Here is a 26,187-nt window from a genome sequence, read left to right as displayed (position 1 = left end):
GAATCATGTCGGAAATTCTCATTCGCAACGCACGTCTGCTCGATACGCTGGAAGGCAAACTCACCAGCGGTATGGATATTCGCATCGACGGTGAGCTCATCGTCGAAGTTGGCTCTGGGTTGAATGCGTCAGCCGGGACAACGGTCTACGACGCGAACGGTCGTGTTGTGATGCCAGGATTGATTGACGCACACGTTCACTCGATGGCCGCTGTCAACGACCACATGTTGCTTGCATGCCTCTCGCCGTATCTCGTTGCGGCCCATGCGAAAGAAAACTTGGCGTCGATGCTGCGCCGCGGCTTCACGTCGGTTCGAGACGCAGGCGGTGCTGAAGGTGGCCTTGCGGAAGCGTCACGTCTACGCCTGTTTGAAAGCCCGCGCTTGTTCGTGGCGGGTTTGGCCTTGGCCGTAACCGCAGGCCAAGGTGACTTTCGTCGCCGACCCGAGCATACGATGGGCTGCCCGATGTGTCGCAGCACGCGCACGATTTCGCGAACTGTCGATGGCGTGGATGAAATTCGCAAGGCAGTACGCGAAGAAATCATGTCGGGTGCTAGCCAGATTAAGGTCATGGCCAGCGGCGGCAATAGTGGCAATTTTCACATTGAGACGCCGCACTTCACGGAAGAAGAATTGCGTACGATGGTGACTGAAGCGCGCAGCTTCGGCAAGTATGTGATGGCGCATGCATATGGTGTTACGGCAATTCGCCGTGCAGTCGACGCAGGCGTTCGCACGATTGAGCACGGTAACCTTATCGACGAGGAGACCGCAAAGTACATCGCTGATAAGGCTTACGTGGTTCCGACGCTGACGACGTACGAAGCGGGTATCAAGCACGCGCCTGACTTTAAGACGAAGCCGCATATCGTTGAGCAAATCAAGGACGTGCTTGAGCGTGGAACGGCAGCACTGCGCATGATGCGCAATGTCGGTGTCAAGTTGGGCTTTGGTACCGACCTTGAAGGTATCTGCAATCCATATCAACTGCGTGAATTTGCGTTGCGCACGCGCGGTGGTGAAACAACCTCCGAAATCCTTCACTCTGCAACGATTGTGAATGCCGAAATCCTTCAGATGGAAGGCAAGCTCGGCGTGTTGAAGCCGGGTGCGCTGGCGGACCTGCTGATTGTGGATGGCAACCCCCTCGAAGACCTTGGGCTGTTCCAAGAGGACGGCAGCAATATCAAGCTGACGATGGTGAACGGGCACGTCTACAAGGACTCGCTGCCGACTAACTAAGTGCATTGGGAACCGGCTAATTCAAAAAGGTGAGTCGTAGGTATGAATCGAACGTATAACGGATTTGAACTTCCGCTGTATCAAAAGCCGGTGTATGCCTATACATCTGTGCAGCTCGACAATGGTGTCGCGTATGTGAGCGGTAGTGTTCCGAAGACTGGCGACGTGGATTTGTATCCAGGGAAGCTCGGGAAAGATGTGACGGTTGAGCAGGCGCAAGATGCGGCCAGGCTTGCGGTGATGAACTCCCTAGCGTCGCTAGACAATGTACTCGGGAGCCTCGACGCAGTGCGCAAGGTTTTGAAGATGACGGTGTTCGTCGCCTCCGCACCCGGCTTCAACTTGCAACCCAAGGTCGCGGATGCTGCTTCGGAGTTGCTGGCGAAGATTTTCGAAGAACGAGGCCTTCATGCCCGCTCCGCAGTTGGAGTTGCAGAGCTCCCGCGAAATTCGTGCGTCGAAATCGAACTGACGGTAGCTGTGGGCGGCGAGTTCGGCTGATGGTCATACGAGGGTGTGCAGAGGCACTTTCGTGTGTAATCGTGCACGCACGGATTGCAGGCTCTTCTGTTTTTTGATGGGCGCGTTCACCCCGCCGCGCATGTTGGTGGGTATGCGTGCTAAGTGGAGTACTAGAGAAATGATTGCGGGAAAGACTATCGAGCAGTGGTTGGAGAGCAATCCTTTACTTGGAGACCTCATCAAGCTGAAGGAAGTCACGTGGTGCAACGATGGAGTGGCGCCAGCAGCCGAGGCGTTGCCAGATGTCGGGCTGACCGCAGATGACGTCAAAGACGCGAGCGCCCGCCTGCAGCGCTTCGCTCCCTACATTGCACGCAAATTCCCGGAGACAGAGCCGGTAGGTGGCGTTATTGAATCTCCGATTCGGGGAGTCCCATTTCTGCAGGACGCGCTTTCTAAACTTAAAGGAACGGAGCTACCTGGGCTGCTTTGGCTGAAGCTTGACAGCCATCTGCCGATTTCGGGCTCCATCAAAGCGCGCGGAGGGATTTATGAGGTACTTAAGCATGCGGAGACGCTGGCATTGAAGGAAGGGCTGCTAGTGGAAACCGATGACTATTCCAAGCTGGATAGCGACGAGTTTCGCGAGTTCTTCAGTGCATACAAAATTGCAGTGGGCTCCACGGGCAACTTGGGCCTGTCAATTGGCATTATGGGAGCAGTTCTCGGCTTCAACGTGACTGTGCATATGTCATCCGATGCACGTGAGTGGAAGAAGACCAAGCTCCGTTCTCATGGCGTGAAAGTAGTCGAGCATGCCGCGGATTACAGCGCAGCTGTGGAAGTGGGGCGTCAAGAGGCGGCTGCGGACCCCAAGTGCCATTTCATCGACGATGAGAATTCACGCAATTTGTTCCTGGGCTATGCAATTGCCGCAGAGCGGCTTAAGAAGCAGCTCGAAGCCAGTCAGGTTGTAGTTGACGCAGAACATCCGTTGTTCGTGTATTTACCTTGTGGTGTCGGTGGTGGTCCTGGTGGCGTCGCGTTTGGCTTGAAGCTGACGTTCGGCGACGCCGTGCACTGCGTGTTCGCTGAGCCGACGCACTCGCCTTGCATGCTGCTGGGCGTCTACACCGGAAAGCACGATGCCGTATCGGTGCAGGACTTCGGCATAGATAACATCACAGCGGCTGATGGGCTTGCGGTCGGTCGTCCGTCAGGGTTTGTGGGCAAGGCCATGCGGCGACTCATCGACGGCTATTACACGGTCAACGACGAAGAGCTGTATCGCTTTCTCGCTCTGACAGAGCGTGTTGAGGGCATTCGACTCGAGCCGTCTGCTCTCGCTGGTGTTGCTGGGATGCTGCGTATCTTAGCGCCGGAGCAAAGCACTTATCGCCAGCGATTCGGTATGAGCTCGGAAATACTCGAGAGAGCGACTCATATCGCGTGGGCAACTGGCGGCAGTATGGTCCCCGAAGCCGAGATGGATGCCTATCTCGCCAAAGGGCGCGAAATTCTTTAGGCCGGAGAAAGTAATGAAGATGAGTCCCGTGACGCCAAAGGACCTGCGTGGTTCCGTGATTGCAGTTCCGCCTCTGGCTCGGCGGTCCGACGGTACATGCGCGAGTGAGGAAAATCTAGCATTGCTCAATCACATGAAGGAGGGAGGCATAACGTCTTTCATGTATGGAGGCAATGCGAACTTCTACAACCTTGGAGTTACCGAGTTCGGTCAAGTTGTTGACGACCTTTCCACGCATCTGAACGCGGATGAGTGGCTGATTCCGGGCGTAGGTGCCGATTTCGGAAAGGCGCGTGAGCAACTTGCAATGCTCACTGAGCGAGCGTTCCCGACAGCGATGGTGCTCCCACTTCGTTTTCCGTCGTCTGCGAAGGGGGTAGCGACCGGTTTACGTAAGCTGGCCGACTCCTTCGGCAAGCCGCTGATTGCATATCTGAAGGACGATGGCTACATCTCGGAGAATGACCTCACTGCGCTGGTCAAAGATGGAGCAGTTTGCGCCATCAAATACGCAATCGTTCGAGAGGACCCGCGCCAAGACGCGGTCTTGTCATCGCTTGTACAAAGCATTGGAACCGACATTATCATCAGCGGTATCGGTGAGCGACCGGTAGTGGACCACTTTCGCGACTTTGGGCTGCGCTCGTTTACGTCTGGCTCTGGCTGTGTGGCCCCCGCCTTGGCGAGTGCTATTCGAATTGCGCTCATGGATGGCAACCTCGAGCTTGCGGAGGAGCTTAGGGAGAAGTTCATCCCACTTGAAAATGCGCGCGACAATTATTCACCGATTCGTGTACTTCATTCCGCGGTTGAGGCTGCGGGCATTGCGACAACCGGCCCGCTAGGAGAGTTCCTCTCGGTGTTGGACGACCCTGCTCAAATCCACGAGACTGCGTGCGCGGCGATAGACCTGGTTGAATTTAACCGTTACGCGCTCATGGGTGCAGCGCCGATGAATAAGGTATGTCGTCAGCTTGCATAACGGCGAAATTGCTCAATGCCGTTAGGCAGTTGCATCACACATCACCGGGCACGAGTTTCTTCGCGTGCTGAGCAGCTAGAACTATTGGACAATTGTGGGCGCAGTTGCATTAGTACGTGTCACGGGAAAGTGTAATCTCAGCACTGACCGACCGTAGTCCCCGATAGGTGGATAGTAAGCGCTTCGGGGTCCGGCAAAGTGGGCGCTGAATAGTGCGAGGTTAGCAGCGCTCTCATTGCTTGACGCGTAATTCCAATCATTGAAGGCTGAATTGAGTCGAGAAACCTTTGCTCCAGAATGAAGTAGGCATCATAGGTGAGGACCGAGATACCTGAGGGTATCTCGACGTCTGACATCTGCAGACATTGAGCGGCGTACGTTGCCAATTGCGGGTCGGTACAAAAAAGCGCAGTGTATGTTTCGGTTGCTGCGAGGATTTTGGAAATCTCAGCAGATAACTCGACATTGTTCCTGACTTTGACCGTAAGTGCTCTGCAGAGCTTTGACCTGTACGGCGAGAATTCTTCCAGAAAGCCACCGACTACGACGCCGTCTGTGGTGTTTCCCCTTGTCAGGATAGCAACGTTCCTGTGGCGTTTCTCTTTCAGAACACGTCCCGCAGTTATCCCCGCCGACAGGTGGATGGTTGTAGTGAATTCGTTGCTCGAAAGCTCGGGACGCATATCGAGGAAGGTAATGTCTTTGAACGACTTCTGGAGACTACTACGGCTCTCATCGTTAAGTTCGGGGCAATGCACGAGAACCGCGTCGCAGTTGCGCTCGATGAGCGAATGAATCGTCTGTAATGCTTGTTCGGCCTGTGCTTGAGTTGGGTCGCTGCTCGCTATAGCGAGCAGCAGGCCATTTTCTCGTGTGATGCGTGATGCCTCTTGAAGGATGGCTGCATCGCGCTGATTCAAAAGCGAAGAAACGTAAACACCAATCACCCGGGTTTTGCGCGTCACTAGTGCTTGTGCGATTGTCGAAGGGTGGTAATTCAATGTGGCTGCCGCCTCCCTCACGCGTCTCGTTACAGCATCTGACGCGGAGCCTTTGCCCGAAAGCGCTCTCGAGGCCGTACCCAATCCTACGCCTGCTAGAACTGCGACTTCCTTCAAGTTTGAGGCCAATGATGGTCTCCATCGTCAACTAACGTTCGTCGCCAAGCCTGCTGATTGGTCACATTAGCGAGAGAGCTACCATCTATTGATGGATTGCGCGCCGGAACAAGGAACTGCATAATTCTGCGTGCAGTATGCAGTGTGGAGCGCAACCAGTCAAACCATCAAGTCGGACTGAACCAATCTCAATGGGAGATGCCCGGGAGGCCGATATGAGCTACAGCGGACCGAGGAAAGCGCTCAGTGGGATGCTCGTTGAGTATCTGCGAGAGCAGGTTGTGGCGGAGACACTCCGGGGGGCGACAGGCTCCCCTCAGAATCCGAGCTCATGTTTGCGTTTCAGGTCAGTCGCTCGGTAGTTCGCGAGGCACTTTCACATCTGAACGCGAAGGGGGAAGTGGAGACGCGCCACGGAGTTGGGAGCTTTGTCTCAAATGCGGTTGGCGTTGTCGAAAAGGCTCGCGGGCTGGTCCGATATTCGGTAGCTGATGTACTCGAAGTGTTTGAGGTCCGTATGGGGTTCGAACCGGACTGTGCTGGTCTCGCCGCGCAGCGAGCTCACGAGTCGGATATGAACCGCATCGAGGTTGCTTTTCTGCTATCCCAGCAGCGAGCGACCGAGCAGTTGCCTTGTGTGGAGGCGAATTTCCGGTTTCACGAGGCAATCGCATATGCCACACGGAATCACAGGTTCGTTGGAATTCTCGAGCAGGTCCACCGGCAAAGTGATGCGGCCGAGCAGTGGGGGGAGTGTGGCGTGCGTCTGGGTTTGCAACAGGCGCTGCATGAGCGAACAAACATATTCGCAGCCATCAAGAGCCGGGATGCTGACTGTGCCCGAGCTGCAATGCGTATTCATCTCATCAATGGCTCTGAACGATGCCGTCAATGGCGAGGCGCCGATTTTGAGAAGCGACGCCTCGTCTCCACCCCGTAGCATGAGCGGTCACTTTTCGTTAGCTGTGCCCTCGGAGCATCCGGCAAAGCAGACTCCAAACCCCGGCTTTCGAGAGTTTTCGGCCATCACTACGCGCGTCAGAAAGGCTCGACAGTGCGACGGCTGCGCCTAACGTGTAGATTTGATGCTTCATGGCTTCACTCCAAGTTTCCGCTGAAACGAATGGCAGCGGTATAAGACATAAATGCTGTATGCACTACGCAGTTTTTGACGCCAAATTCCAAATGTCAAGCGGCCAGAAAGAACGAGGAAGGGGCCGACGGCATCTTGGTGATTTCTTCTGCATTGTTGGAAGATGCCGCCGGCTTTTACAGCATTAGTTACTTACTGCATTCCGTTCGATACGCTGCCGCCTTACCCTCAGGAGTATCGACGTTAGCTTTCGTGATGATTGTTGTATCGGTCAAAACCCTCGCCTTCGGCGTGCGGCCTTCAATGGACGCAATCAGTTGTTCCGCGGCTTGGGCGCCTTCTTCGTAGGGTTTTTGCGCAATGAGCGCCTGTTGATTACCGTCCTTGACCGCTGAAATCTGTCCCGGAACAGCGTCGACCGTGACGATTTGCACCTTGCCTGTCAGGTTCGCTTGACGGACAGCTGCAGCCGCGCCGTCGGCATCGTCGCTATCGACTGAGAAGATACCGACGAGGTGGGGGTGCCGTTGTAGCGTCGACGAGATGACGTTTGCTGCACGAGTGGTATCGGACTGACCGTACTGTACGCCGAGGTCTTTAAATTTCGGGTCAGCAGCGGCAGCCGCCCGAAATGCTGCGACGCGACCATCGCTGGTGCTTACACCAGGCTCGCCGGCGATACTCATAACTTCACCGCCCTGCGGTGCGAGCTTCTTCATTGCCTCAAAAGCCGATTTGCCAACAGCGTCGTCATCTGCCGTAACGAACGACACAGCGACAGACAGGTCTTTCGTCCGGGTGTCTGCGAGGGCGATTTTGATGCCCTGGCTTTGCGCTTGCTTAAGCGCGCGCGTTAGTGCGGTATCGTCGGTCGGTACCACGATAATGCCCGCGGGTTTCGATGCAATGATGGAGTCGAGAATGGGACGCTGCAACGCTGCATCCCATTTTAGTGGACCCTGTGAGTCGAATGTGTAGCCGTGCTTCTTAGCGACATCTTGAGCGCCGCATCCCATCGTCACGTACATTGGGTCTCCAGCGATACCAGTCAACAAGACAATCCGTTTATCTGCTGCGGCGTTTGCCATTGTCGTGGACAGGATGGCAGTAGCCATTCCGAAGGCGAATGCGGTGTAGTTGAGTTTCATGTCTGAGAATCGTCCTGAGTAGAGTATTTCCAGTTTGTCGAGCGGTGTTCTCTGAATCAAAGTGCGGTTTCGAATTCGCCTGATAAATCCGTCGCGCCTTGATGAGCTAGACGGTGGCGTAGACGAAACGACGGGCGCCGCTGTGACCAACGGGTATCCCATCTTTTAAACATCAATGCTGCTAAAAATCAAATGATTAATTTGAAGTGCGAAATAAAAATGATGGTGTACTGTCCTGTTTGGCTGAATTACTCTTGATGACTAGAGAGGACTGGGGTTCTTGCCGGCCAAAAATCAGAACAGGTGCTGAATACCGATGTACGCGCCACTTTGCGCATGGCCCGGCAGCGGATTTTCGTTATAGCTGCCGTCGCTTTGGACGCCGCCGGGGCCTTCACTGTTCGGGTCAAGTCCAAAATTGGCCGTGCGACTGTTCTGGACGGTGGCGATTTGGAAGTCGAGGAGAGTGCGCTTCGACAGGTTGTAAGTGCCGCCAATGGTGTACAGCGTCGCATTTCCTCCGCCGTTGTTCGCATTGATGTGATAGGCCGCGGCTGTCAAGGTCGTGACGGGATTTATGTTCCAGGTAACACCGCCCCATTCGAAATCGGTTGTGGTGGGGCTGCCAACTGCGGTGTTTCTCATTCCCGAAGTTCGAGAGGCCTCATAACCGGCCATAAGCTTAAATGGGGCGAGGAAAACGTTCAGTGCTGCGGTATATTCGCGTGAAGCCGTGAATGGATTGTCGAGTTGCCCATTCGCTGCATCGCGGATTTCGTCATAGATACCGCGCACTTGGAAGAGCGAATTGGTATAGGTAACCTGCAAGCCATCTGCCCGGCCTTGGTTTGTTGTGCCGTTCCCGTTGAAGTTGGTCGCATTTGACAAGGCATATTGACCATAGACGTCAAAGCCACCGAATTTTGGCGACTGGTACGAGACGACGTTGTTAAGCTGAGGCCAATTGCGACCGCGGACAAGAGAAGCTGAAGACCAGTTCGATTGACCGAGCGGGTCGAAGTCCCAGATGCCGTTGGCAATCCAGCTTTGGCGGCCGAGGAGAACTGTGCCGTAGTCGTCGCTTGCAAGTCCGACTGCCGCCCAATTGTCGAACAGCGTATTGGCAGTATTGAGTTGGCCGTTGACAACGCTGAAATACTCCTCCAGATGAAAAATAGCCTTGAAGCCAGGTGCCAGTTCTTCAGAGCCTTGCATACCCCAGTAGCTTGCGCCCCAGTTGCCACTTTCGACGCGAAATCGGCTAGACGACGAGCCGTTGGCGTTCTGTAACCCACTGACGTACTCCAAACCCGCGTCCAGTCGTCCATAAAGCGTGACGCTACTCTGAGCATGACAAATCGATGAGCATGAAGCGAGAGCTACAGCCCAGAGAATTTTCTGCATAACGCTTACCTCGTAGTGATTGAAGGTTGTGGTGAACTACTTCGGTGAAAGATTTGTATAACTAAAGATTTTGTAAGGTTGCGTGGTGGTGGCAATTGAGCGAGGACGCCGTTTTTGACGTCGGCATTCAAGAGAGGGTAGTCTCGCACCTTATAAGTGCGTACTTCATGCTGCGCGCTGTATGCACTTTGATGAGACGCAGTATCAGAAGACATTTTTCCCCTGTCAAGCAGGGTAAGTACTTTCTTGGGAGGGACGAGAAGTGCGGGGCGATTTTGCTTGCATCACCCCGCCAACGACCGGTACACGCTCTTCAAACGCAGGGACACGGTGTTGTTTTTTGTACCGACACTTTTGAAAATTGCGAGAAGGTGGTACAAATTATCAAAGTGCATGCAGGGTGCACTTTGACGTGGTGAGTGCTTATTGGCTGTTTTGGGTGCTGCGGAGCTTCCACTGTTCGACAATCCACACCCGGAATGCGTCAGTGTGGTCAGCAAGAATGCGAACTAAACGGTCGGAATCGCGTGCACGCATTGCGTCTAGTTCGTCCTTGAGAATCCAATATTCGCGGTGATGGAACTCACTATCGTCAATGGAGCGGCTTGCGTGACGAACACGTTCGATATGGTCTCGAAGTTTGCCGAGCATCATTCGGAGCAACTCATTGTCGCAATTACGCAGGAGGATGTCCTGAAACAGGAAGAACGCGTCGCGCACGCGACTGTAGTTACCTGCATCGAAGTCGGGCTGAATGCTCGTGAGCAATGCGGCGAACTGCTCAATCTCGGCACTTGAAATGCGATTGAGCGCCTGGGCGGCACATTGTGTCTCTAGGGCCTTTCGGAGTTGGTATACGTCATCAATGTACTTCTCGTCGACTGGCGAGACATATGGAACCTTCCAGGCTTCGCCAATTACGAACCCATCTTCCATCAATCGAGTTAGCGCGGCCTTGACTGGCGAGCGACTTATCCCAAGTTTCTTGGCCAAGACGCTTTCCGGGACGGGCTGATTGGGAGCCAGCTCTCCTTCAATGACCATCCTCTTGATGGCGATGTAGGCCTGTTTTTCTAAAGGGACGTTTTTCTCGATATCTGTCATGAAGGCAGCCTGTTTCGATGAATGACGCATCCAGGGCCAGACCGACGCAGCTGGGCCCGGATGTGGCGATTTTGGGACGCACCGCTCAGTATACTGCACGCCATAAATCTCTCAGATTCGGGTTTCCTCTTCGCAGAGTCAGCAGACGTGAGTGGGGCATCAGTCGGAATCGACCACTGAGCTCGAAAATGGGGCTCCACGTTGTTTTCGCGTACAAATTCTGGTATCAATAATGCAGTTTGCTTGAGCCTCGTGCTGAGTGGTCCGGCCACCGGAACCGCAAATTTGCACGGAGCGCCCGGCGTGCAGCAATGTATCGCCGGACGGGTCAGCCATAGCATCGGCGCGCCCGCAGGAAACTGACTTTCCCGGGCGAGGGGCAAGCGAACCAATGCGGCCCCATACCCAACAAGAACCAGAAAAATGGGCCCGCTCTATAAGAAGCTTTGTCGTACACCGAATCTCCGCAAGGCTGCGCGAGCAGTTTTGGTGAACGCCCTAAATTCAACCTCCGAAAGTACTCGCGAGGAAGCAAAGACATTCCAGCTCGCCCTCGATAAGCACCTTGTGGCGCTACGGAAAGAGTTGATTGCGGGCAACTTCAAGTTCCCACCGGCCCGTGGCGTAGCGGCCAAGAAGGCCAACAAGACGAAACGCCGCCCCATTGTTATTGCCCCCATCAAATCACGTGTTGTTCAGCGTGCGATTCTCGATGTACTGAGCGGTATGAAGTTCGTGAAGGAAGTGCAAAAGAAGTGGTTCAATTTCGGTGGTGTCGAGGACGGTGGAGTAGCGAAGGCCATCCAGCGGGCATATGAAGGTGCGGTGCACTACCCATACTACATTCGCACTGACATCAAAGACTTCTTCACGCAGGTCCCGAAGGACGCGTTGCTCGCAATCGTCACGAAGCACACGGAAGACCCAGAGTTCGATGCATTGTTAAAGAGTGCAATGCAGGTTGAGCTTGCAAACATCGCGGAGCTGAAGGAACACCAGGACATCTTCCCTTTGTCGTCGCGCGGCGTGGCTCAAGGCTCTTGCCTATCGCCATTGCTATGCAACCTGCTTCTGCACGACATCGATGTGCAACTGAACGGTGGGGACTGTATGTCAGTCCGTTACATCGACGACCTCATCATCTTTGCGCCCAATCGAAGCCAAGCATTCAAGAGGTTGAAGGAGCTGAAGCTGGCGCTCAGCCACTTCAAGCTCGACGCATACGACCCACCGACGCGGGGTAAGCAATCGGATTCGGCGAAGGCAGCTGCAGGCGAAACAAAGAAGGGATTTTCTTTCTTGGGGTGTGACGTATCGCCAGAGGCTATCTCGCCAGGGAAATCTGCCCGCGCTTCGTTGCTCGCGAAGGTGGATGCACTCTGCAAAAGTGCATTGGACAGCGAGCGGCATCTGAATATCCGCGCGAAGATGCCACTGCAGTTTTTGAGCGACCCTACGTTACTTGGCACATATTGGAGAATCTCGAATACCGTTCGAGCGTGGGGGGCTGCGTTCTCGTTCTGCACAGATAAGCGCATTTTTAGACAGCTTGATACCGAAGTCGATGGGCGAATGAAGGAATTTCGCCGTCAATGGAATATAAAGACAAAACCACTGGATGCGGCGGACCGGCAACGGCTCGTCGGCATGAACTTGCTCGACGACACAGTCTTTAAGCCGGAATTTATAGAGCTTGTTTCTTCACGAGCTGGGACTAAAGCGCTCAGGAGCCAAGCGGCCTGACCAAAGCATCTCTCTAAAAGCTGTGGAATTGCTGACATGTGCGGCGCTTCTAAGAAAAAGACCCGTTAAGCTTCCAGAAGCGTGAAAACGCAATGAGGGCGCGGGTTCCTCAAGACCATCATTTTCATCTATCAATGGCAAGTGCAATTTGCAAAACGTGCATCGACGACTCCTACCTTGGGGAGGCGACGCGACCTTACTTCGTCACGCGAAAGTGTGTGCGATGTGACTGTAGAACCCGCTCTGCAGTAACTGTCGAGTCGCTGGCTAAAGTCATTGAACCCGTGTTGCGTAAGCACTACCGTCTTGGCGACCAAGAGAAGCGATTCAATCCGGGGAGCGACTATCGCGGTGAATGGATTCAAAGGGGCGAGTCGCTTTCTGATATCGTCAAAACGGTCACCGCTCAGTACTTCCCATTTCACGACGAACTTGTTGATGCGATTGTTGAATTGGACGATTATTGGCCTCAAGACGGAGGCGGTCCGCTTTGGGACGAGACGCAGAACTATGTCTTGCGGCCAACCTATTCGGACGACCCTGGTGAGGAATGGCGACTAGCCGCGGAGGAACTGAAGCATAGTCGCCGTTTCTTTAGTCCTCGTGCGTACGAACTCTTTGGTGACCTTTTTGCAGACGTTGGTAAGCTTGAACTCGGCGCTGGGAGGCGACGACAACTAGTTGTCGATGCGTTGCCGGCAGGGACCGGATTCTTCCGCGCACGTGTGTGTGCATCAATGTCGGCGATTAAAGCCGTCATCGCTGATGCGGCTGCGCAAGTTGGGCCGCCCCCGGCAGAGAGCGCGAAGGCAGGCAGGATGAATGCGGAAGGTGTCATCGCGCTTTATGTTGCTCTTAACGAAGACACGGCACGGGCTGAGGTTCGTCCAGCCATTGGCAACGACGTTGCGGTCATTAGGCTTGAGTCTATCGAGCGACTAAAGGTACTTGATTTCGAAAGGCTGGAGCGCGCAACGGCGATAAACAGGCTGAGCCTGTTCCAGCCTGATTACGACGAGAAGCTGAAGCGACATTGGCTCTTGCATATGCTTCATCACCTCGTCTCGCAGCCTGTCGTTCCCGGAAGAGAGGCAGACTATCTCATGACTCAGATGATGGGCGAGTACCTCAATCAGGTACATGAGGAGAAGTTCGATGGCGTTAAATTCTCTTCTGTTCAGCACGCGGGAGGCACGAACGTCGTGCTCTTCAATCGGACAACCGCGCAAGGTACGCTCGAGGAGCGGTTTGCAGTGCAATTCGTGCCAGGGAGTCTAAAATTTTCGCGAACCACAGGTGTGAAGTATTCACATGCGGCTGTCGACTACGTAGATACCCTAGGCGGAGGGCCTTTGGTTACTGTGCATGACGGTTACGGCAATGATGAAATCGAATTTTAAGTCGAGCTGCTGAGTTCAAGTGCAACGTGCAGTTCTCGTCATCATTGCATTGAGAAAAGAGGGGATTTTCTCTGCTGTATCGCGAGGAGCGCAGCATCACTAAAAGACGCTGGAAGCGGGAAAGGGTTAGCCACTGATTAACGTAGAACGAGCAATTCGGAAGGGATTGGCAACATCAAACTACAACTTTCTTAACATCGCTGCGCACTATGGCATAGTGCGTGGAGTCCGTGGATAGAGAGAGGAAATCGCAATGGCAACACTTGAATCGATTCAGGAAAAGATTGCAAAACTGCAGGCCCAGGCGGCGGTAGTGGCTTCGACCAAGTCGACCGCGGCGCTCGAAAAAATTCGAGACTTGATGCACAAACACAGCATTAGCGTTGCCGATATTGAGGCGTTCGTCGGAAAGCGCCGCGGTCGCAAGCCTGGCGAGGCGGCAAGTGCGAAGTCGGCTACATCGGCAGCGAAGTATTTTGACCCGAAGACCGGCGCAGCCTGGACCGGCCATGGGCGCGCGCCGCAATGGATTGCGAACGCGAAGGACCGGAGCAAGTTTCTCGTCGCAGGTGCAACGTCGTCCAGAAGCGCGGTCGTAAAGCGAGCCGGAAAGCCCGGCAACTATCGTCGAGGTCCGCAACCAGCGTTGTACGCTGACCCCAAGAGCGGGGCGACGTGGAGTGGCCGGGGCCGTGCACCGTCATGGATTGCAAATACGAAAGACCGAACGCGCTTCCTGATTGCGAAGCCGTAACTCGTCGTGAAGCTAGCGGGAGCGTGTTGCTTCTGCTCGCGAGGCGTCGGCAGCCATGCCGCCTTCTGCCATTAGAAGGTGCCGCAGCGACCAAAACACTGGACGCCAGGCACTTGAATTGAGTTGCCTGGTGGCATCCTCTCGCCGCGTTTTCCTGCGCCCAGAGGTCGAGTGGTGACTCGCGCAGTTCAACATGCGCGCCGGTCGTCGTCGTTGTGACATCAAGGAGAGCCCCGGCATGGCTTCGCACCCGATAGCCGTTCGGTCGGGAGAGTCTATGTATATCGGTCGTAATTTCGACCCATCGTTCATAGACGCATGTCGAATATGTATCGGCGTTCTTTGTGGTCTCTGCGGCGAACGTCAGCAACCGCTGTTCAACTGACTCGGTCATCAATGCTGAAAACTGTGCCGTTATCGTGGAGCCCATTCAGCGGGAAAGCGGTGCGCATCCCGCATCGCAGGCGTTTCTCAATTGCCTGCGTCATGCTTGCAATGAGCACGAGGCGTTGCTGATATTCGACGAAGTCCAAACCGGCGTCGGTCGAACCGGCTCGCTGTTTGGCTACATGGCTTTCGGGGTTGTGCCTGACATACTTACGACGGCGAGGGCCTAGGCAATGGCGTACCCATCGGCGCCATGCTGACGACCGACTGACGACCGACGAAATCGGGAAGCACTTTGTACCAGGCGCACACGGCTCACGTTCGGGAACAATCCGCTGGCCACAGCGGTGGCGGACAAGGTCATCCAACTGGTCAACACGTCGAGCATGCTGGAACCCGGTCGCTCGTAGTCGAACGTGCGTGTGCTGTATCTCGTGCCCGCCACATGGCCGGCATTCCGCATTTGTCTGAGGCTTGCCCAATTGCCCGGTGCGCTAACTCTACGAACGAGGGTTGAACTTCGTGATAGCGTGCTAGGATGATTCGCACAGAGCGCGCGGAGGCCGACATGGAGACGTTCACAGATACTTATCAAGGTCTCGAGATTCACGTGCAGGTCTTTTCCGTTTCGTCAGGAGAAGCCGACGTATCCTGTCGTATCGTCGACCCAACGGAGCCACGCTTGGCGCCGCTAACAGCCGAGGTTATGCGGGTGCCGGGAGGACCGTTTCCTCAGACGCTTGCGGTGCGTATCGGCGTCGCATATTGCATGGGTATCATTGACTGCTATCGTGACGAGGACGAGCACACTCTGCACTAACGGCGTTCATAATGCCCCGTGGCCGGCACGTAAGGAGTTCACGCTGCTCTGACGTGCTCGGTCTTGACGGTAGCGAGCCGGCTGCCCGCGAACGGGTCATTGCCCCAGTCAACGCCGGAGCGATGCTTAGGCTGGGCTTCCGTTGATTTGCTGATTGCGAAGTGTTCGAGCGACTGGCCCGCGCTGGTGGCCTGGACCAGCCACTGCGGGATATCGCCTTTGCCGTCCCATGTATTTCCGAAAGCGTCACGGTAACGCGCCGCTCGAGTTTTCTCTTGGTCAGCTGCGATTGACGCGGCTACATCGTCGGGTTCGATGCCCAACTCGGCCATCCTGCGGCGCAGGTAGGCCACTATGCTGTCTCGTTTTCTTTCGTCCATCGACTTGCGCTCCACTCTGGGAGCTAATCTAGAGCAGGTAAGGGTAGGTCGTATATGGCCAGGATAACACAAGTCAACTGGCGTATTCCTAGCTGCGGTCGGTTGAAGCGAATTGAGCCTACGCGGACTCACAGACCGAGCTTTTTCGAGGCTATCGCTAATGCTAACGAGCGTGTCGAATCGCTAGTGAATTGTCAAAGTAACTCAGTTCGCAGATAGCTTGGATGTAGAAGTGCGCTACCTGATGAAGGAAGTCTAAAGACATCTTTAGGTATCGAGTTTTAAATTTTGGCACAGAGAGGTATCGGTTGACTACCTGCGGCCCTTTAGCGTGAACGGTGCGAGAAACGACTGAACGTCCACTTGCTGTCCTTGCAGTAGGAGCAGTCGAGCGTGCAGCACGGTATTTTCCAGAACAAGCTTTGCGGTACTGAGAAGATAGAGCGCATGGATATCAGAGGTTGGCATACCCTCTTCGACGACGTTGTGCCGTTCTACGAGCGAGCTCATCACGAGACGTCTGAGCTCTTCCTCCCCAAAGGGTAGGTCGGCATAGTCGATGGGGTCCTCAGCTTCGACTTCACGCAACATTTCAACCAGGGTGTCGGTGCTCACTTGCATGTGTGGCTCCTTAACATCGGGGCGCGAAACGCTTTCAGGCTAACGGCTTCCTCGGCGCGTGTCCAGCGAACAAACTAAACCGGCCCTGCATCTGCGGTCGGCGGCTGGCGAGCAACGAGCGCTACGCGAAATCTGGCGGTCAGCGAGTCGATTCCCGTGACTATCCGTGCTGGTCGACCCAGACAAGAGCCCACTCCAAAACGGCGCTCTGGGCTTTCTCTTCTGAGCTAAACGTCCCTACGACCCCAGACGACTCAATAAGCCGAATGTCCCGGGTGGATTGTGCTGCTCGCAGCATCTCGGTCGGGAGCAAGAGGTTCATCTTGTTGCGCAATTGCATGTCCCCATAGTACGTAATCGGCGCAGCTTCACGCGCAGCCTGCGCCTTGAGAGATGTAAGCAACGCTCTGCGCATGAATCTGCTGGACGACAGGTTTCCGGTAGTCGAGGAACCAGCCACGGTTCAGGTTGAAGAGCTGCACAAGGTCTGACTCGGTCTGTGGGAATGGCAAATCGAGTGCGCGAACAGCGAGCGCGCGACATGCGTCGATGAGCTGTGCACGCACAAGCCAATCGCACGATGCGCCGTTTGAGCTCAGCCACATTTGGGCCGACTCGATGAGGTGGTCCGTCCGAAGCCATTCCCCACTGCGCGCAAATGCGAACAGCTGGCCGACGACAAGGAACGTGAGTAGCTCCGCTTTCGTTTCGGCATCCCACTTGTTCATTTCGCTGCTTCCACGTCAGGCGCAGTCGCGTTGTTCTTCGGCGCGCGCGGCGGAGCGGGGCACGGCTCCGCATGCATCAATTCCGCTGGGAACAGGTTGAGAAACGAGCGGGCCTCGTCCATCGAGCGGCTGCCGAGCCAGCTCTCGTAATCGGTCGGCCGCACGATGACGACCGAGCGCTTCTCGTCACCCGGTTTGTGGAAGCGCTGCATCAACGCGTGTTCGTTCGAGTTGACGGTCAGCATGGTGAACGACAGCGCCGTGCCTGCTTCGCCTTCGTCCCATTCCCTCCATAGCCCAGCAATGGCGAACGGCTCGCCTGAGGCCATGTTGATGCGCCAACGAACGGCCTTCCCGCTCTCGTAGTTCGGCTCGTAAAACGCTTCGCACGGCACGAGGCACAGCTGCTGCCGCTTCCACGCTCCGCTGAAGCTGCGCTTTTCGCCCACGCTCTCTGCGCGCGCGTTCATCGTGTCGAAGACCCGTACGCCAGGTGGGATATGCTTGCGCGGAACCATGCCGAACGTGGCGACGTCCGCCTGTTGGCCAGCCTCTGCGCGCCGGATAATTGGTGCGGGGTAGTCCTTGTAGACTTCGTCGCGCCACGGGCTCTCAGGCGGCTCCACGCCGAAATGCCGGAAGATGCGGTCGCGACGCGCAGCAGCGTAGTTCGTACACATTTTTCCTCCTGGCGAGCCGAATGCGTGGTTCCAAGCGCCAGCGCGGTGAAATAAAGCGCTGCCTTCGACTCTACGCGACAAACAGTCGGCATTCCGGCTGGCGAGCGGCCGCATGGTATTTAGCGCTCGATGCCGGCTATGCCTTCTCCTCTTGACGCACCTCCTGCATCCCTCGCTATACTGTATATCCATACAGCATTAATGGCAAAGTGATGGAGCCGGTCTGGGAATACAAATGGGCAGTCTGGGATGAGGTCAAGACCTGTTTCGTGCCCACGCCGATATGGCTCACGGATGAGGAGGCTCGTTCGGACTGGTACGCTTACGAGATGTGCGTCTACCGCCTCGAGCATACGAAGAGGGACCGCATGCACGCGGCTGGGCCCGGTGTCGACCCGCCGGCACCTGACCTACCATGGCGCCGCGAGCGGCTTGTGCGTGAGGAGCGACGCCGATATGGTCTGCCGCCTTTCTTCACGCCGCTGGATGCGGAGCTACGGCGAATCTGGACAAAGCATCCGCGGGACTACGTTCGCCAACTCGCCCTGGAAGTTCAGTGCGGGCGCTACGCTATCTCGGAACTGGAGGCGATTGCCGCGGAGGGCTATTGGCAGCTCCAGAAGGGGCACGCGACCGTCGTCGATGCTCGTCGAGCTATGGGGCGCTTCCGGCGCAGGCTAATGCAGGGGCTGCAGAGAATCGGCCCTATCACGTGGCAGAAACGTCGTTGACACGGTGGATTTGTCTTTGGCGCATTCCCTAAAATACCTCGTCTCGAAGGAGCAGGTTCGACCTCATGACCAACGACGCGAAAATCGAGCACGACATCTCGCCAGCGGCGCTGGTGGCAGGCAGCCCGTCCGAGGCTGACCGCTATCTTTGCGACCTTCTCTGGGAAAATGCGAACCCCGGCATCCGTCCGGAGCACGTGCTGAACTGGGCAAACATTCTGAGCGCCCGAGGGGAACCGTTCGCTTCGCACGCTGCAGTCTGCCATTACTGGCTCTACGAGCATTACGCTGGCTACGACCACAAACGCCCCTTCGACGCGGTGCCAGGGGATGCAGCCCGAGACGCCAAAAGCCGCTACCGAGCTGGGGGCTCGTAAGTGTGCGCCGCACGAGTGCGTGCTGCAGCCGTTACTCGCTATGGAAGCCGACTGTGCGGCGCTCTCCAGGACTGGCCGGTTGAAGCGCAGCGACAGTTACACCGGCTGAATGTTAGCAGCCTGCTTTCCCTTGGGACCCTGCTTCACTTCATACGTCACCTTCTGTCCTTCCTGAAGCGACTTGAATCCCTTTCCCTGCACTTCGGAGAAATGAGCGAAGAGGTCTTCGCCGCCGTCATCCGGAGAGATGAAGCCAAAGCCCTTTGCGTCGTTGAACCACTTCACGGTACCCGTTGCCATTTTCTACATGCTCCTGGAATTTAAGAACGTTGGCGAAGCTATCGCCAACGCATATCGATGCTGCATAGAGCAATTTAGCGAATAGACGGCTCGCGAGCAACCTTGCTTCCATTACGCAAGTCGGCGGTCGCCCGCATGCGCACTCATCCTCTTAAACACGCGCATGCAATGTGCAAAACGTCTGTGAGCCACCACGCATTTCGAGCGCATCGCCGCATGGTGCTGCCCGTATTTCTTGTACGATACGGCTCGCCCTAAAGGGCGTGCAATGCGTGTTGCATCGACAGTTCGTGGGAGAAACCGCAATGCCGGTTTATTGCACATTCACACTCAACAAGAAGACGACCTCGGCGCTGGTCTGCTCAGGCTTTGGCGCGGTCGAAGCCTACTCAGGGCACGGGAAAGGGCGGGACAATCCTGACGATGTTGCTGACCAGGATGTCGGCGCACTACCGCCGGGAACGTACTATCTGATTGACCGCCAATCGGGTGGTCGCTTCGGCTGGCTCCACGATTTTCAGGCGCGCTACTTCGGCAGTACGGACCGTCAGAGGTGGTTCATGCTGTGGAACTCGCGCGGTGGTGACGTCACGATGATTGGCGGCATCAAACGCGGTGCGTTCCGCCTGCATCCCGAGGGGCCACTGCATCTCAGCGATGGATGCATCACCGTAAAGTCCGGCGCGCTGTTCGATAGGCTGCAAAGCTATATCCGCTCGAATCCACCTGATATGGTCGTTCCAGGAACGACTTTGAAGGCCTACGGCACGGTGCAGGTGCGATGAAGAAGCTCGTTTTGTTCGGGTGGTGTGTCGCGTCCGTAGCGGTATGGCTAATCGCAGGGTGGGCGATATCGAACGGCCTGTTATCGCTGACGGGCGAGATGCCCCTGTGGCTTGAGCACGTCATTCGCTGGGGCTTCCGTGTTGTCTATCACGACGATACGCCGGACCCCGAGGACATGCAGACGGTCGCCATCACGCTCTTCATTTTGGCTGTGTTTGCGGTGTTCGCGGTTGTGGTCGTCTGGCTAAGCCGGCTCGCGTGGAAACGCGTTAGCAAGAAGCTCGCGTGATACAGAGCATAAGCATCGAAGAGCGCCGTGAGTGCTTGTGCATCATGTCGGATGTCCGGGAATGGGAAGCAAAGGGTTTCGAAGGAAGCCTGTCGAAGTCGCGAAGGGGCAAGTCATGCCCGATGTTCTTGCGCCAGCGCCAGGTTCAGGAGAGCGCCGTGTTCATTGGGTTACCTAGCGTCTGGTGAGGCCCGCTGGCGTCCCTTGAGTTCACGAAGCTCTGTTGGTTTAGGACGGTCGGTATTTTTGGTGTTCTTCGGGGCGAGGAGCCCGTATCGCAACGTCACGCCCTTCAGCGTTAATTCGCAAACATATCAACATTCAATTTTTCACCATGTATCCGATACAACAGAAATTCGGCCTTCTTTATTGTGCCACAACGCTGCTTTTTCTCACCTCCTGCCACAGCGCATCAGATAGCCCACTCGCTCGCGCAGCCTCCGCACTTGCGAAGACTGAGGCCCCCCATGACGCCGAATGGGTCCAACTCGAAAGCAGTGACGCAGCCGTGCAGGAGTGTGCCATCAAGTTCCGGGACGTCGACCACCCTTGGACTGCGCGCATTGGACTTAAGCCGGGACAGTACGCTATTCACGCTCGCATCGAACAAGACGGAACAAGTGGTTCCTGGTCGTCAGGCGAGGTTTGGTCTGATGCGAAGACCGGTGATGGCAAAGACACGCTGGATGAGAGCACGCTCAAGGCGAGATTGCATGACTGCGACACGCACGTGATGTCCGTCGGTCTGCTTGAGAGCAATCTTGGCCCTGATAATGCCGTCGTAGTAGGACTGCGGGCGCTGGAAAAGCAGGATATCGAGAAGGCGAAGGCGCTACGCAATTCGGGTCAAAGCGGCAGCTAGGTCTGATGCACTATCAAGTGGCGAATTCGTGGTCGCAGCATCGCGACATTACCGAACTGACGTTGATGCAATGCGATATTTGCCGTCAGCGTCAACGTTAGTCGACGCTGACGGCAACAACCTTTGGCGCCTGCGCCTACGAAGCTTGGCCCGGGGCCTGTGGCGCTCCCTCGAAGAGGAGTTGCAGTGGGTTCACGCCAACGGAATCGGCCGCTAGATACATGCCTGCTTAGTCGATACGGGTGAGGGCTCATTCAGGTTGCATTCGCAACGTTCGTGCAGTGTCTTGAGCCGGGCATGATGGTGACGCGCTTTGCCATAGCTGAGGCCTGCCCGGATACGTCCGTGATACGAATCTTCGAGAAGTCGAAAACGAGCGACTTGCCCACGTTTTGTCACGGTGATGTTGCCCGCGTCCGTTACATAGTTCTCTTCCGCTTCCTCGACTTCACCTAGGAGGGCGAATTCTAAGCTCTCGCAGAGCCTTGTCTTCCCAATGCTATTCGGGCCGTAGAAGAGGACGATTTGCTTGGCGACGTCGAACTTCTCGGTCAGCCGGAAGCCGCGAAACGGCCCGAGCGTGAAGTTTCGTAGTCGCCTCCACGGCCATGTACCGTATGCGGCTTGTACGACCTTCGCCGGTGCCACGTCCTGCACGTGTAGCAGCGAATCGCGCATAAGCGGGACAAGGTGGGCCGAACGGGCGCTGCGCGGCGGCGTTGTATTTGCGAGCTCGTCGAAATTCTACAAACATAGCAGGGCCAGGCGCCGAACCTCGACGGGAGTGTCTCCGCCAGGCTCGTAGAGCCACTGCACGAAAAGTTCGAAATCTTGTTTTGCGGTAGCCATGATTTTCGTCTACTTAACGTCCTTGCCGCCTGATGTAGGACGCCGGTCTGCCAGTGCATGTCATTTCACTGCGGAATTTGGACTACTAGTGGTCGCCCTTTGATGGATTCGCCACAGCCCAATGCCAAGACGCGTCCAGTGGCTTCTTGTCCGAATCTGCTCAGTGACAACGCCGCTCTCCGTCCGCTTCGCGTACGTGCTGACACTTGAACAATGGCCCGTGCGAGGCCTGCCCCGACGCTCAAGGTCGTCCAGCGCAAGTACTCTGAGTTGCCAAATATATTTCGATATGAAAGCTTTCAGGGTGGGGCAGGTGCTAGCTGAGTGATTCGGATGCATCCTCTTGGTCCGATGTTACATCCCCGTCAACATAAAATGCGCAGACCCGCAAACGTTTTCCTGCTGCTGTCGACAACATAGTAAATGCCGCTAGTCCGGGGGAACGTTGTTCGCTAGCCATCGACCTTCGACAACGTCGACTAACCAGATAATGCCACTGGAATTCGATTAATTATGCATTTTGCATGTGTGCGAACCCGAGCCTCATCCGCCACGCAGAGTTTAGGGCATACTTCAGCTTACACGCGCCCGACCAGCGCGGCAAAGCAGTCTAAAGCGACAGCGCGAGACCACAATGAACATCGATTTCCATTCTGAAGTTGTGTGTGCAATGGCTTGGCGCGGTGGGTCGCGTCCGGTGTAACGCGCTAAGAATAGCGCGCGGTTCGACCGGAGATGCAGGCTGTCGTTCGGTTCTCCACAGGACTCTCGTGGTTCGTTGCTCCGAACGCAAAGCTTGGCAACAAAGAACTGCAGGGCGCGTCCGATAATGTACGTATGCATAGGCTTTTGCCTGCTGCACAGCAACTCAAGATTGCGACCTATTGGTCGCATCTGCCGTCAGAACGGAAGCGAATAACACGGTGAAATCGGGATTCGAGCAGTACTTCAGGCCTCTTATCGGAAAGCACCTCGTCCAGAACCGCCTTCGTCGGCTTCCGGATGATAGTGCGCTGGACCCTACGGTCTCCGCTTACTTCTTGTACCCGGCGTTTGAAGGCGGGAAGCCTGCAATTGGGGCCCTTGTTAAGGCGATGAAGCTTGAGATTCCGGCCTTTTGTTGCACGAAGAGGGAGCGTGCAAGGGCACAGGAAATCGACCGAGAGAGCGGATTGGATTCCTTTGAAACTCAGATACTGGTCGACAAAGCTCGTAGTCTGTTCATCAAGGCTACCGTGGGAAAGAAGGACTCCGGGGAGGGAGGCGAACTACTGTTGTTTGCTTTCATTGAGCACTTCCTGAACGCCCCTATCATCCTTTCGAAGATGCGGTTGAAGACCAACACGCAGATGCCCGTTCACGGAGCCGATGGAGTCCACGCTCGGTGGGACGACGACTCAAACAGCCTCGTTGTCATATTCGGTGAATCCAAAGTCCACGCAACTATTCACGCCGCACTAAAGTCGGCGTCAGAATCCGTAAGCTCGTTCGCTGCTGATATTGGTGGCCGAAAGGGTTACGAGCTCCAATTGACCACTGACCATGTGGACCTTGACGGCTTCCCGGAAAACTACAAGGAAGAACTGCTCCGGTACCTCCATCCCTTCGCGACAGAGGAGGGTACGCGGCGCCAAGAGAGATTCGCCATCCTGCTGGCATACACGTCCGAAGGGTATGTGATGCCCGACAGCGTAAAGGCGGCCGAGGCAGAAGAAACGTTTCTCAGACACTACCGGAAGAAACTCGCGCCTGCAGTAAATCTCGCGAAGCAGCGTCTCGAGAAGGTCGGAGTGGACCTAGAGATGGTCGACCTGTTTATTTTGCCAATGCCCAATGTCCAGGAGTTCCGGGATATGTTCGACAAGGTGCTGCGTGACGGACTTTAGAACACGATTGGCGGACGAAGTATCGACGCACGATGATTTTCGAGCAGCGTACGATTGCCTCCAGCGCGATAGCCTAATTTCGCTGCTGAACGGTCGACGGCGATTGACGGCAGACCTAAGTAAGAAACTTCTCCGGTCAGCATTGATATTCGCGCAGAGTGGCCGTGAGTCCCATTTCATGCTCGCGCAGAACATCGCGTACTGTCTTGCTGCGACGCCTATAACGGATGAAGAGCGGGTGGTATGTCGACATATTCTCGCAACCGTCGGCAATTTTCCGGCCGGAGATTTCATATCTTCGACCGTTGACGATAAGGCCAGGTTGCCTTGGCAGTTGGAAATGTCCGAGCTCGGGAGGCGAGAACGCAACACAGTTTTTGTTTCGGGAAAACCGGAACTGCTGACAGATTTTCAGTTCAACGTATGGGGCGAGCTGCATGGGCACCAGCACATTAGTGTTAGCGCACCTACGTCGGCAGGGAAGTCGTACATTGTCCAAGCCTTCATTAAAGAGACCTTGGAGAATTCCGACGCTGTTTTAGACATTGCATACGTCGTTCCGTCACGCTCGCTGATTCATGAGGTACAAGGCAACCTGTCGAGGCTTCTAGGCAACTTGGATAATGCACCAGTGGTCAGCAGCGTCCCCCGTACAAGACTTGAGTTGGCGCCACACCAATCGCGCGTGTTTGTGTTTACCCAAGAGCGTCTTCGGACGGCCCTCGACCAAAGCGAGTTAACACTCGATTTGCTGATTGTCGATGAAGCGCAGCAAATTGCGGACGGTGCCCGCGGGATGCTATTGCAGAACTGCCTTGAGGACGTGGCAACACGGATGCCGCGTTCCAAGATTCTGTTCATTACACCTGGAACGCAGAGCGCGGCATCCATAGGCAGGTTGCTTGGCATACAAGGCATGGCCGACATCGGAACAAGGCTAAGACCCGTTCGTCAGAACCTCATCTACGTGAACTTTGAGGAAGCTAAGCGTGATGAACATATGGTACTCACGCTGCAACGACCAGAAGGGGGCCGTCTGCACATTGGCAGATTGCTTGCGAGCGAAGCAAATTCCGAAATCGACCGATTCATCGACGCAATTTTGCGTCTGGGCGTGGATGGGCAAAGCCTCGTCTATGCGTCTTCTAAGCATCCCGCCGAAGGCATCGCGAATGAGATAGCAAGGAGAAACGCGAGCGATGATTCCGAACTGCGTCTACGCGAACTCGCCAATTTTATTAGAAAGCACGTTCATCCGGAGTTCACACTGGCCGATTGCGTTGAGCAAGGGGTCGGCTTCCACTTCGGGAACATGCCAACAAACATTACAAAAGCAATTGAGGAATATTTCTCGGAGGGCCTGCTCCACACATTAGTCTGCACCTCAACGCTTCTTCAGGGAGTGAATCTTCCAGCTCGCAATATCTTTCTGTACAAGCCGGAAAAAGGCAGTCATACGCCGATGAATCCAGATGATTTCTGGAATCTTGCAGGGCGAGCTGGGCGACTCAGAAAAGACACGCACGGAAATGTGTTCTTGGTTAGCTATGATTCTTGGAAGAACAGGCCGGCGCACGAGCCGCCATCCACTTCTGTAACATCAGCATTTACGACAGCGCTGACGACCGAGCAGCCATCAATGCTCACGTTTGCGCGCAACCACAATCACAACTCGGGCGTTCGCCGAACAGCGTTTGCAGAGAGCGTGTTCGCACGCCTGTTCACTGATGCGAAAACAGGTGTTCTCGACGAGACGATTCGGCGCGTTGCCCCGACGGGATTGCACTCGACCGCAGTGCAATTGGTTGCCTCCGTAAAGGGCCACCTAGACAGGGTGACGTTGCCCGCAGAGCATCTGAAGCGTCATGCGATGATTTCGCCGCTGCGCCAGCAGCAAATGTACGACGTGCTCAGGGACGCGGTCGTCAAAGGGAATATGGAGGTCCACATACCTTTACATCCCCGACAAAAATACGGCGAGGTCAAAGAGCGGCTCATGTTCATTCTGTCGCTCATACACTCAAACATCGAGGGGATTCCAAGTCGCGCCCACCGTTACTACGGTTGGTTTGCGTTGTCATGGATGCGGGGTCGCTCGCTGTATGACATGATTGACTTTCAGCTCAAGTGGACCCGGATACAAGCGCAGAAGGATGGATATGACGGCCTCGTTCCTGCCGGCAACACTATTAAACGAGTGATGAAGCAGATTGAGGAGCAACTTCGATTCAAATACGTGAAATTTGTTGCATGTTACATCGATTTGCTCAAGCTTGCGGCTAAGGCCGAGAGCGGCGTGGAGCTGAACGATGTCCCGCCTATTCCTCTCTTCTTGGAGCTCGGCGCTTGTTCGGGAACAAGGATTGGTTGCATGGACCTAGGGATGTCTCGAATCGCAGCGCGGGAAGTAACTGACATCTGGGAAAGCAAGGACCAAGACAGGGGCAGTGTCAAAAAGCAGTGGAGGCCATTGCGGAGCGCAAATCTTAGGAGGTGAGCGCAGCTAGTAGGACG

25 protein-coding genes and 1 pseudogene are annotated in these 26,187 nt (G+C 55.5%); 16 read left to right on the top strand and 10 right to left on the bottom strand.

Going from position 1 to position 26,187, the window contains the following annotated elements; translation table 11 throughout:
- Positions 1 to 5 precede the first annotated feature (5 nt).
- The 4 genes from G3N59_RS11320 (at position 6) to G3N59_RS11305 (ending at position 4,213) form a co-directional block, all read left to right on the top strand.
- Complete coding sequence (locus G3N59_RS11320; RefSeq protein WP_205982704.1) at positions 6 to 1,244, top strand: amidohydrolase family protein; 1,239 nt, start codon at positions 6 to 8, stop codon at positions 1,242 to 1,244.
- 42 nt (positions 1,245 to 1,286) lie between these two features.
- Complete coding sequence (locus tag G3N59_RS11315) at positions 1,287 to 1,745, top strand: RidA family protein (protein ID WP_205982703.1); 459 nt, start codon at positions 1,287 to 1,289, stop codon at positions 1,743 to 1,745.
- A 139-nt stretch (positions 1,746 to 1,884) separates the two neighbouring features.
- Positions 1,885 to 3,231: a D-serine ammonia-lyase gene (gene dsdA, locus G3N59_RS11310; protein WP_205982702.1), complete on the top strand. Its 1,347-nt coding sequence runs from the start codon at positions 1,885 to 1,887 to the stop codon at positions 3,229 to 3,231.
- A gap of 13 nt (positions 3,232 to 3,244) precedes the next feature.
- Positions 3,245 to 4,213, top strand: a complete 969-nt coding sequence (locus G3N59_RS11305; protein WP_205982701.1) for a dihydrodipicolinate synthase family protein — start codon at positions 3,245 to 3,247, stop codon at positions 4,211 to 4,213.
- A gap of 137 nt (positions 4,214 to 4,350) precedes the next feature.
- Here G3N59_RS11305 and G3N59_RS36960 read toward each other — a convergent pair whose 3' ends face one another.
- Complete coding sequence (locus tag G3N59_RS36960) at positions 4,351 to 5,178, bottom strand: substrate-binding domain-containing protein (protein WP_346777874.1); 828 nt, start codon at positions 5,176 to 5,178, stop codon at positions 4,351 to 4,353.
- A gap of 484 nt (positions 5,179 to 5,662) precedes the next feature.
- Between G3N59_RS36960 and G3N59_RS11290 the strand changes: the two genes are divergently transcribed.
- A complete protein-coding gene (locus tag G3N59_RS11290) occupies positions 5,663 to 6,271 on the top strand; it encodes an FCD domain-containing protein (protein WP_277397909.1) in 609 nt (202 codons plus the stop codon).
- Between the two features lie 341 nt (positions 6,272 to 6,612).
- Here the strand turns inward: G3N59_RS11290 and G3N59_RS11285 are convergent, their stop codons facing one another.
- The 3 genes from G3N59_RS11285 to G3N59_RS11275 form a co-directional block, all read right to left on the bottom strand.
- Entirely contained in the window at positions 6,613 to 7,572 is a 960-nt protein-coding gene (locus tag G3N59_RS11285) for a substrate-binding domain-containing protein (protein ID WP_205982699.1), read from the bottom strand.
- Positions 7,573 to 7,866: 294 nt separating this feature from the next.
- Complete coding sequence (locus G3N59_RS11280; protein WP_205982698.1) at positions 7,867 to 8,976, bottom strand: porin; 1,110 nt, start codon at positions 8,974 to 8,976, stop codon at positions 7,867 to 7,869.
- A 423-nt stretch (positions 8,977 to 9,399) separates the two neighbouring features.
- Positions 9,400 to 10,080: a GntR family transcriptional regulator gene (locus tag G3N59_RS11275; RefSeq protein WP_205982697.1), complete on the bottom strand. Its 681-nt coding sequence runs from the start codon at positions 10,078 to 10,080 to the stop codon at positions 9,400 to 9,402.
- A 423-nt stretch (positions 10,081 to 10,503) separates the two neighbouring features.
- Here G3N59_RS11275 and G3N59_RS11270 point away from each other — a divergent pair, with 423 nt between their 5' ends.
- The 5 genes and pseudogenes from G3N59_RS11270 (at position 10,504) to G3N59_RS11250 (ending at position 15,184) form a co-directional block, all read left to right on the top strand.
- Entirely contained in the window at positions 10,504 to 11,823 is a 1,320-nt protein-coding gene (locus G3N59_RS11270) for a reverse transcriptase domain-containing protein (protein ID WP_205982696.1), read from the top strand.
- Positions 11,824 to 12,107: 284 nt separating this feature from the next.
- Complete coding sequence (locus G3N59_RS11265; protein ID WP_346777873.1) at positions 12,108 to 13,223, top strand: RES family NAD+ phosphorylase; 1,116 nt, start codon at positions 12,108 to 12,110, stop codon at positions 13,221 to 13,223.
- A gap of 253 nt (positions 13,224 to 13,476) precedes the next feature.
- Positions 13,477 to 13,977, top strand: coding sequence for an H-NS family nucleoid-associated regulatory protein (locus G3N59_RS11260; protein WP_205982694.1), 501 nt, complete (start codon positions 13,477 to 13,479; stop codon positions 13,975 to 13,977).
- Between the two features lie 401 nt (positions 13,978 to 14,378).
- Positions 14,379 to 14,759, top strand: a pseudogene (locus tag G3N59_RS11255) (aminotransferase class III-fold pyridoxal phosphate-dependent enzyme); the annotation flags it as partial.
- Between the two features lie 173 nt (positions 14,760 to 14,932).
- Positions 14,933 to 15,184: a hypothetical protein gene (locus tag G3N59_RS11250; RefSeq protein WP_205982693.1), complete on the top strand. Its 252-nt coding sequence runs from the start codon at positions 14,933 to 14,935 to the stop codon at positions 15,182 to 15,184.
- Positions 15,185 to 15,222: 38 nt separating this feature from the next.
- Here G3N59_RS11250 and G3N59_RS11245 read toward each other — a convergent pair whose 3' ends face one another.
- The 4 genes from G3N59_RS11245 to G3N59_RS11230 all read right to left on the bottom strand — a co-directional run bounded on the left by G3N59_RS11245 (position 15,223) and on the right by G3N59_RS11230 (position 17,593).
- Positions 15,223 to 15,564 (bottom strand): H-NS family nucleoid-associated regulatory protein, encoded by a 342-nt coding sequence (locus G3N59_RS11245; RefSeq protein WP_205982692.1) that lies wholly within the window; start codon positions 15,562 to 15,564, stop codon positions 15,223 to 15,225.
- A 312-nt stretch (positions 15,565 to 15,876) separates the two neighbouring features.
- A complete protein-coding gene (locus G3N59_RS11240; RefSeq protein WP_205982691.1) occupies positions 15,877 to 16,185 on the bottom strand; it encodes a hypothetical protein in 309 nt (102 codons plus the stop codon).
- A 368-nt stretch (positions 16,186 to 16,553) separates the two neighbouring features.
- Positions 16,554 to 16,913 (bottom strand): hypothetical protein, encoded by a 360-nt coding sequence (locus G3N59_RS11235; protein ID WP_205982690.1) that lies wholly within the window; start codon positions 16,911 to 16,913, stop codon positions 16,554 to 16,556.
- Positions 16,910 to 17,593 carry an SOS response-associated peptidase family protein gene (locus G3N59_RS11230; protein ID WP_205982945.1) on the bottom strand — a complete coding sequence of 228 codons (684 nt, stop codon included), beginning with the start codon at positions 17,591 to 17,593 and terminating at the stop codon, positions 16,910 to 16,912. Before G3N59_RS11230 ends, G3N59_RS11235 begins: the two co-directional genes overlap by 4 nt.
- A 796-nt stretch (positions 17,594 to 18,389) precedes the next feature.
- Between G3N59_RS11230 and G3N59_RS11225 the strand changes: the two genes are divergently transcribed.
- Positions 18,390 to 18,701 (top strand): hypothetical protein, encoded by a 312-nt coding sequence (locus tag G3N59_RS11225; protein ID WP_124261414.1) that lies wholly within the window; start codon positions 18,390 to 18,392, stop codon positions 18,699 to 18,701.
- Positions 18,702 to 18,797: 96 nt separating this feature from the next.
- Here the strand turns inward: G3N59_RS11225 and G3N59_RS11220 are convergent, their stop codons facing one another.
- Complete coding sequence (locus G3N59_RS11220; protein WP_074982234.1) at positions 18,798 to 19,001, bottom strand: cold-shock protein; 204 nt, start codon at positions 18,999 to 19,001, stop codon at positions 18,798 to 18,800.
- A gap of 305 nt (positions 19,002 to 19,306) precedes the next feature.
- Here G3N59_RS11220 and G3N59_RS11215 point away from each other — a divergent pair, with 305 nt between their 5' ends.
- The 3 genes from G3N59_RS11215 (at position 19,307) to G3N59_RS11205 (ending at position 20,938) form a co-directional block, all read left to right on the top strand.
- Positions 19,307 to 19,786 (top strand): DUF2778 domain-containing protein, encoded by a 480-nt coding sequence (locus G3N59_RS11215; RefSeq protein WP_205982944.1) that lies wholly within the window; start codon positions 19,307 to 19,309, stop codon positions 19,784 to 19,786.
- On the top strand, positions 19,783 to 20,076 hold the full coding sequence (locus G3N59_RS11210; protein ID WP_205982689.1) for a hypothetical protein: 294 nt from the start codon (positions 19,783 to 19,785) through the stop codon (positions 20,074 to 20,076). The genes G3N59_RS11215 and G3N59_RS11210 overlap by 4 nt, the downstream gene beginning before the upstream one ends.
- A gap of 334 nt (positions 20,077 to 20,410) precedes the next feature.
- Positions 20,411 to 20,938, top strand: a complete 528-nt coding sequence (locus G3N59_RS11205; RefSeq protein WP_205982688.1) for a hypothetical protein — start codon at positions 20,411 to 20,413, stop codon at positions 20,936 to 20,938.
- A gap of 213 nt (positions 20,939 to 21,151) precedes the next feature.
- Here the strand turns inward: G3N59_RS11205 and G3N59_RS11200 are convergent, their stop codons facing one another.
- A complete protein-coding gene (locus G3N59_RS11200; RefSeq protein WP_205982687.1) occupies positions 21,152 to 21,616 on the bottom strand; it encodes an AAA family ATPase in 465 nt (154 codons plus the stop codon).
- Between the two features lie 1,094 nt (positions 21,617 to 22,710).
- Between G3N59_RS11200 and G3N59_RS11195 the strand changes: the two genes are divergently transcribed.
- Entirely contained in the window at positions 22,711 to 23,673 is a 963-nt protein-coding gene (locus G3N59_RS11195) for a DUF1837 domain-containing protein (RefSeq protein ID WP_205982686.1), read from the top strand.
- Between the two features lie 178 nt (positions 23,674 to 23,851).
- Positions 23,852 to 26,170, top strand: coding sequence for a DEAD/DEAH box helicase (locus tag G3N59_RS11190; RefSeq protein ID WP_205982685.1), 2,319 nt, complete (start codon positions 23,852 to 23,854; stop codon positions 26,168 to 26,170).
- Positions 26,171 to 26,187: the final 17 nt, after the last annotated feature.

This window comes from Paraburkholderia sp. Ac-20340 (assembly GCF_017104965.1).
Taxonomy (GTDB): Bacteria; Pseudomonadota; Gammaproteobacteria; order Burkholderiales; family Burkholderiaceae; genus Paraburkholderia.
Note: the sequence above shows the minus strand (reverse complement) of the source record. Positions and strands in the feature narration are given on the sequence as shown.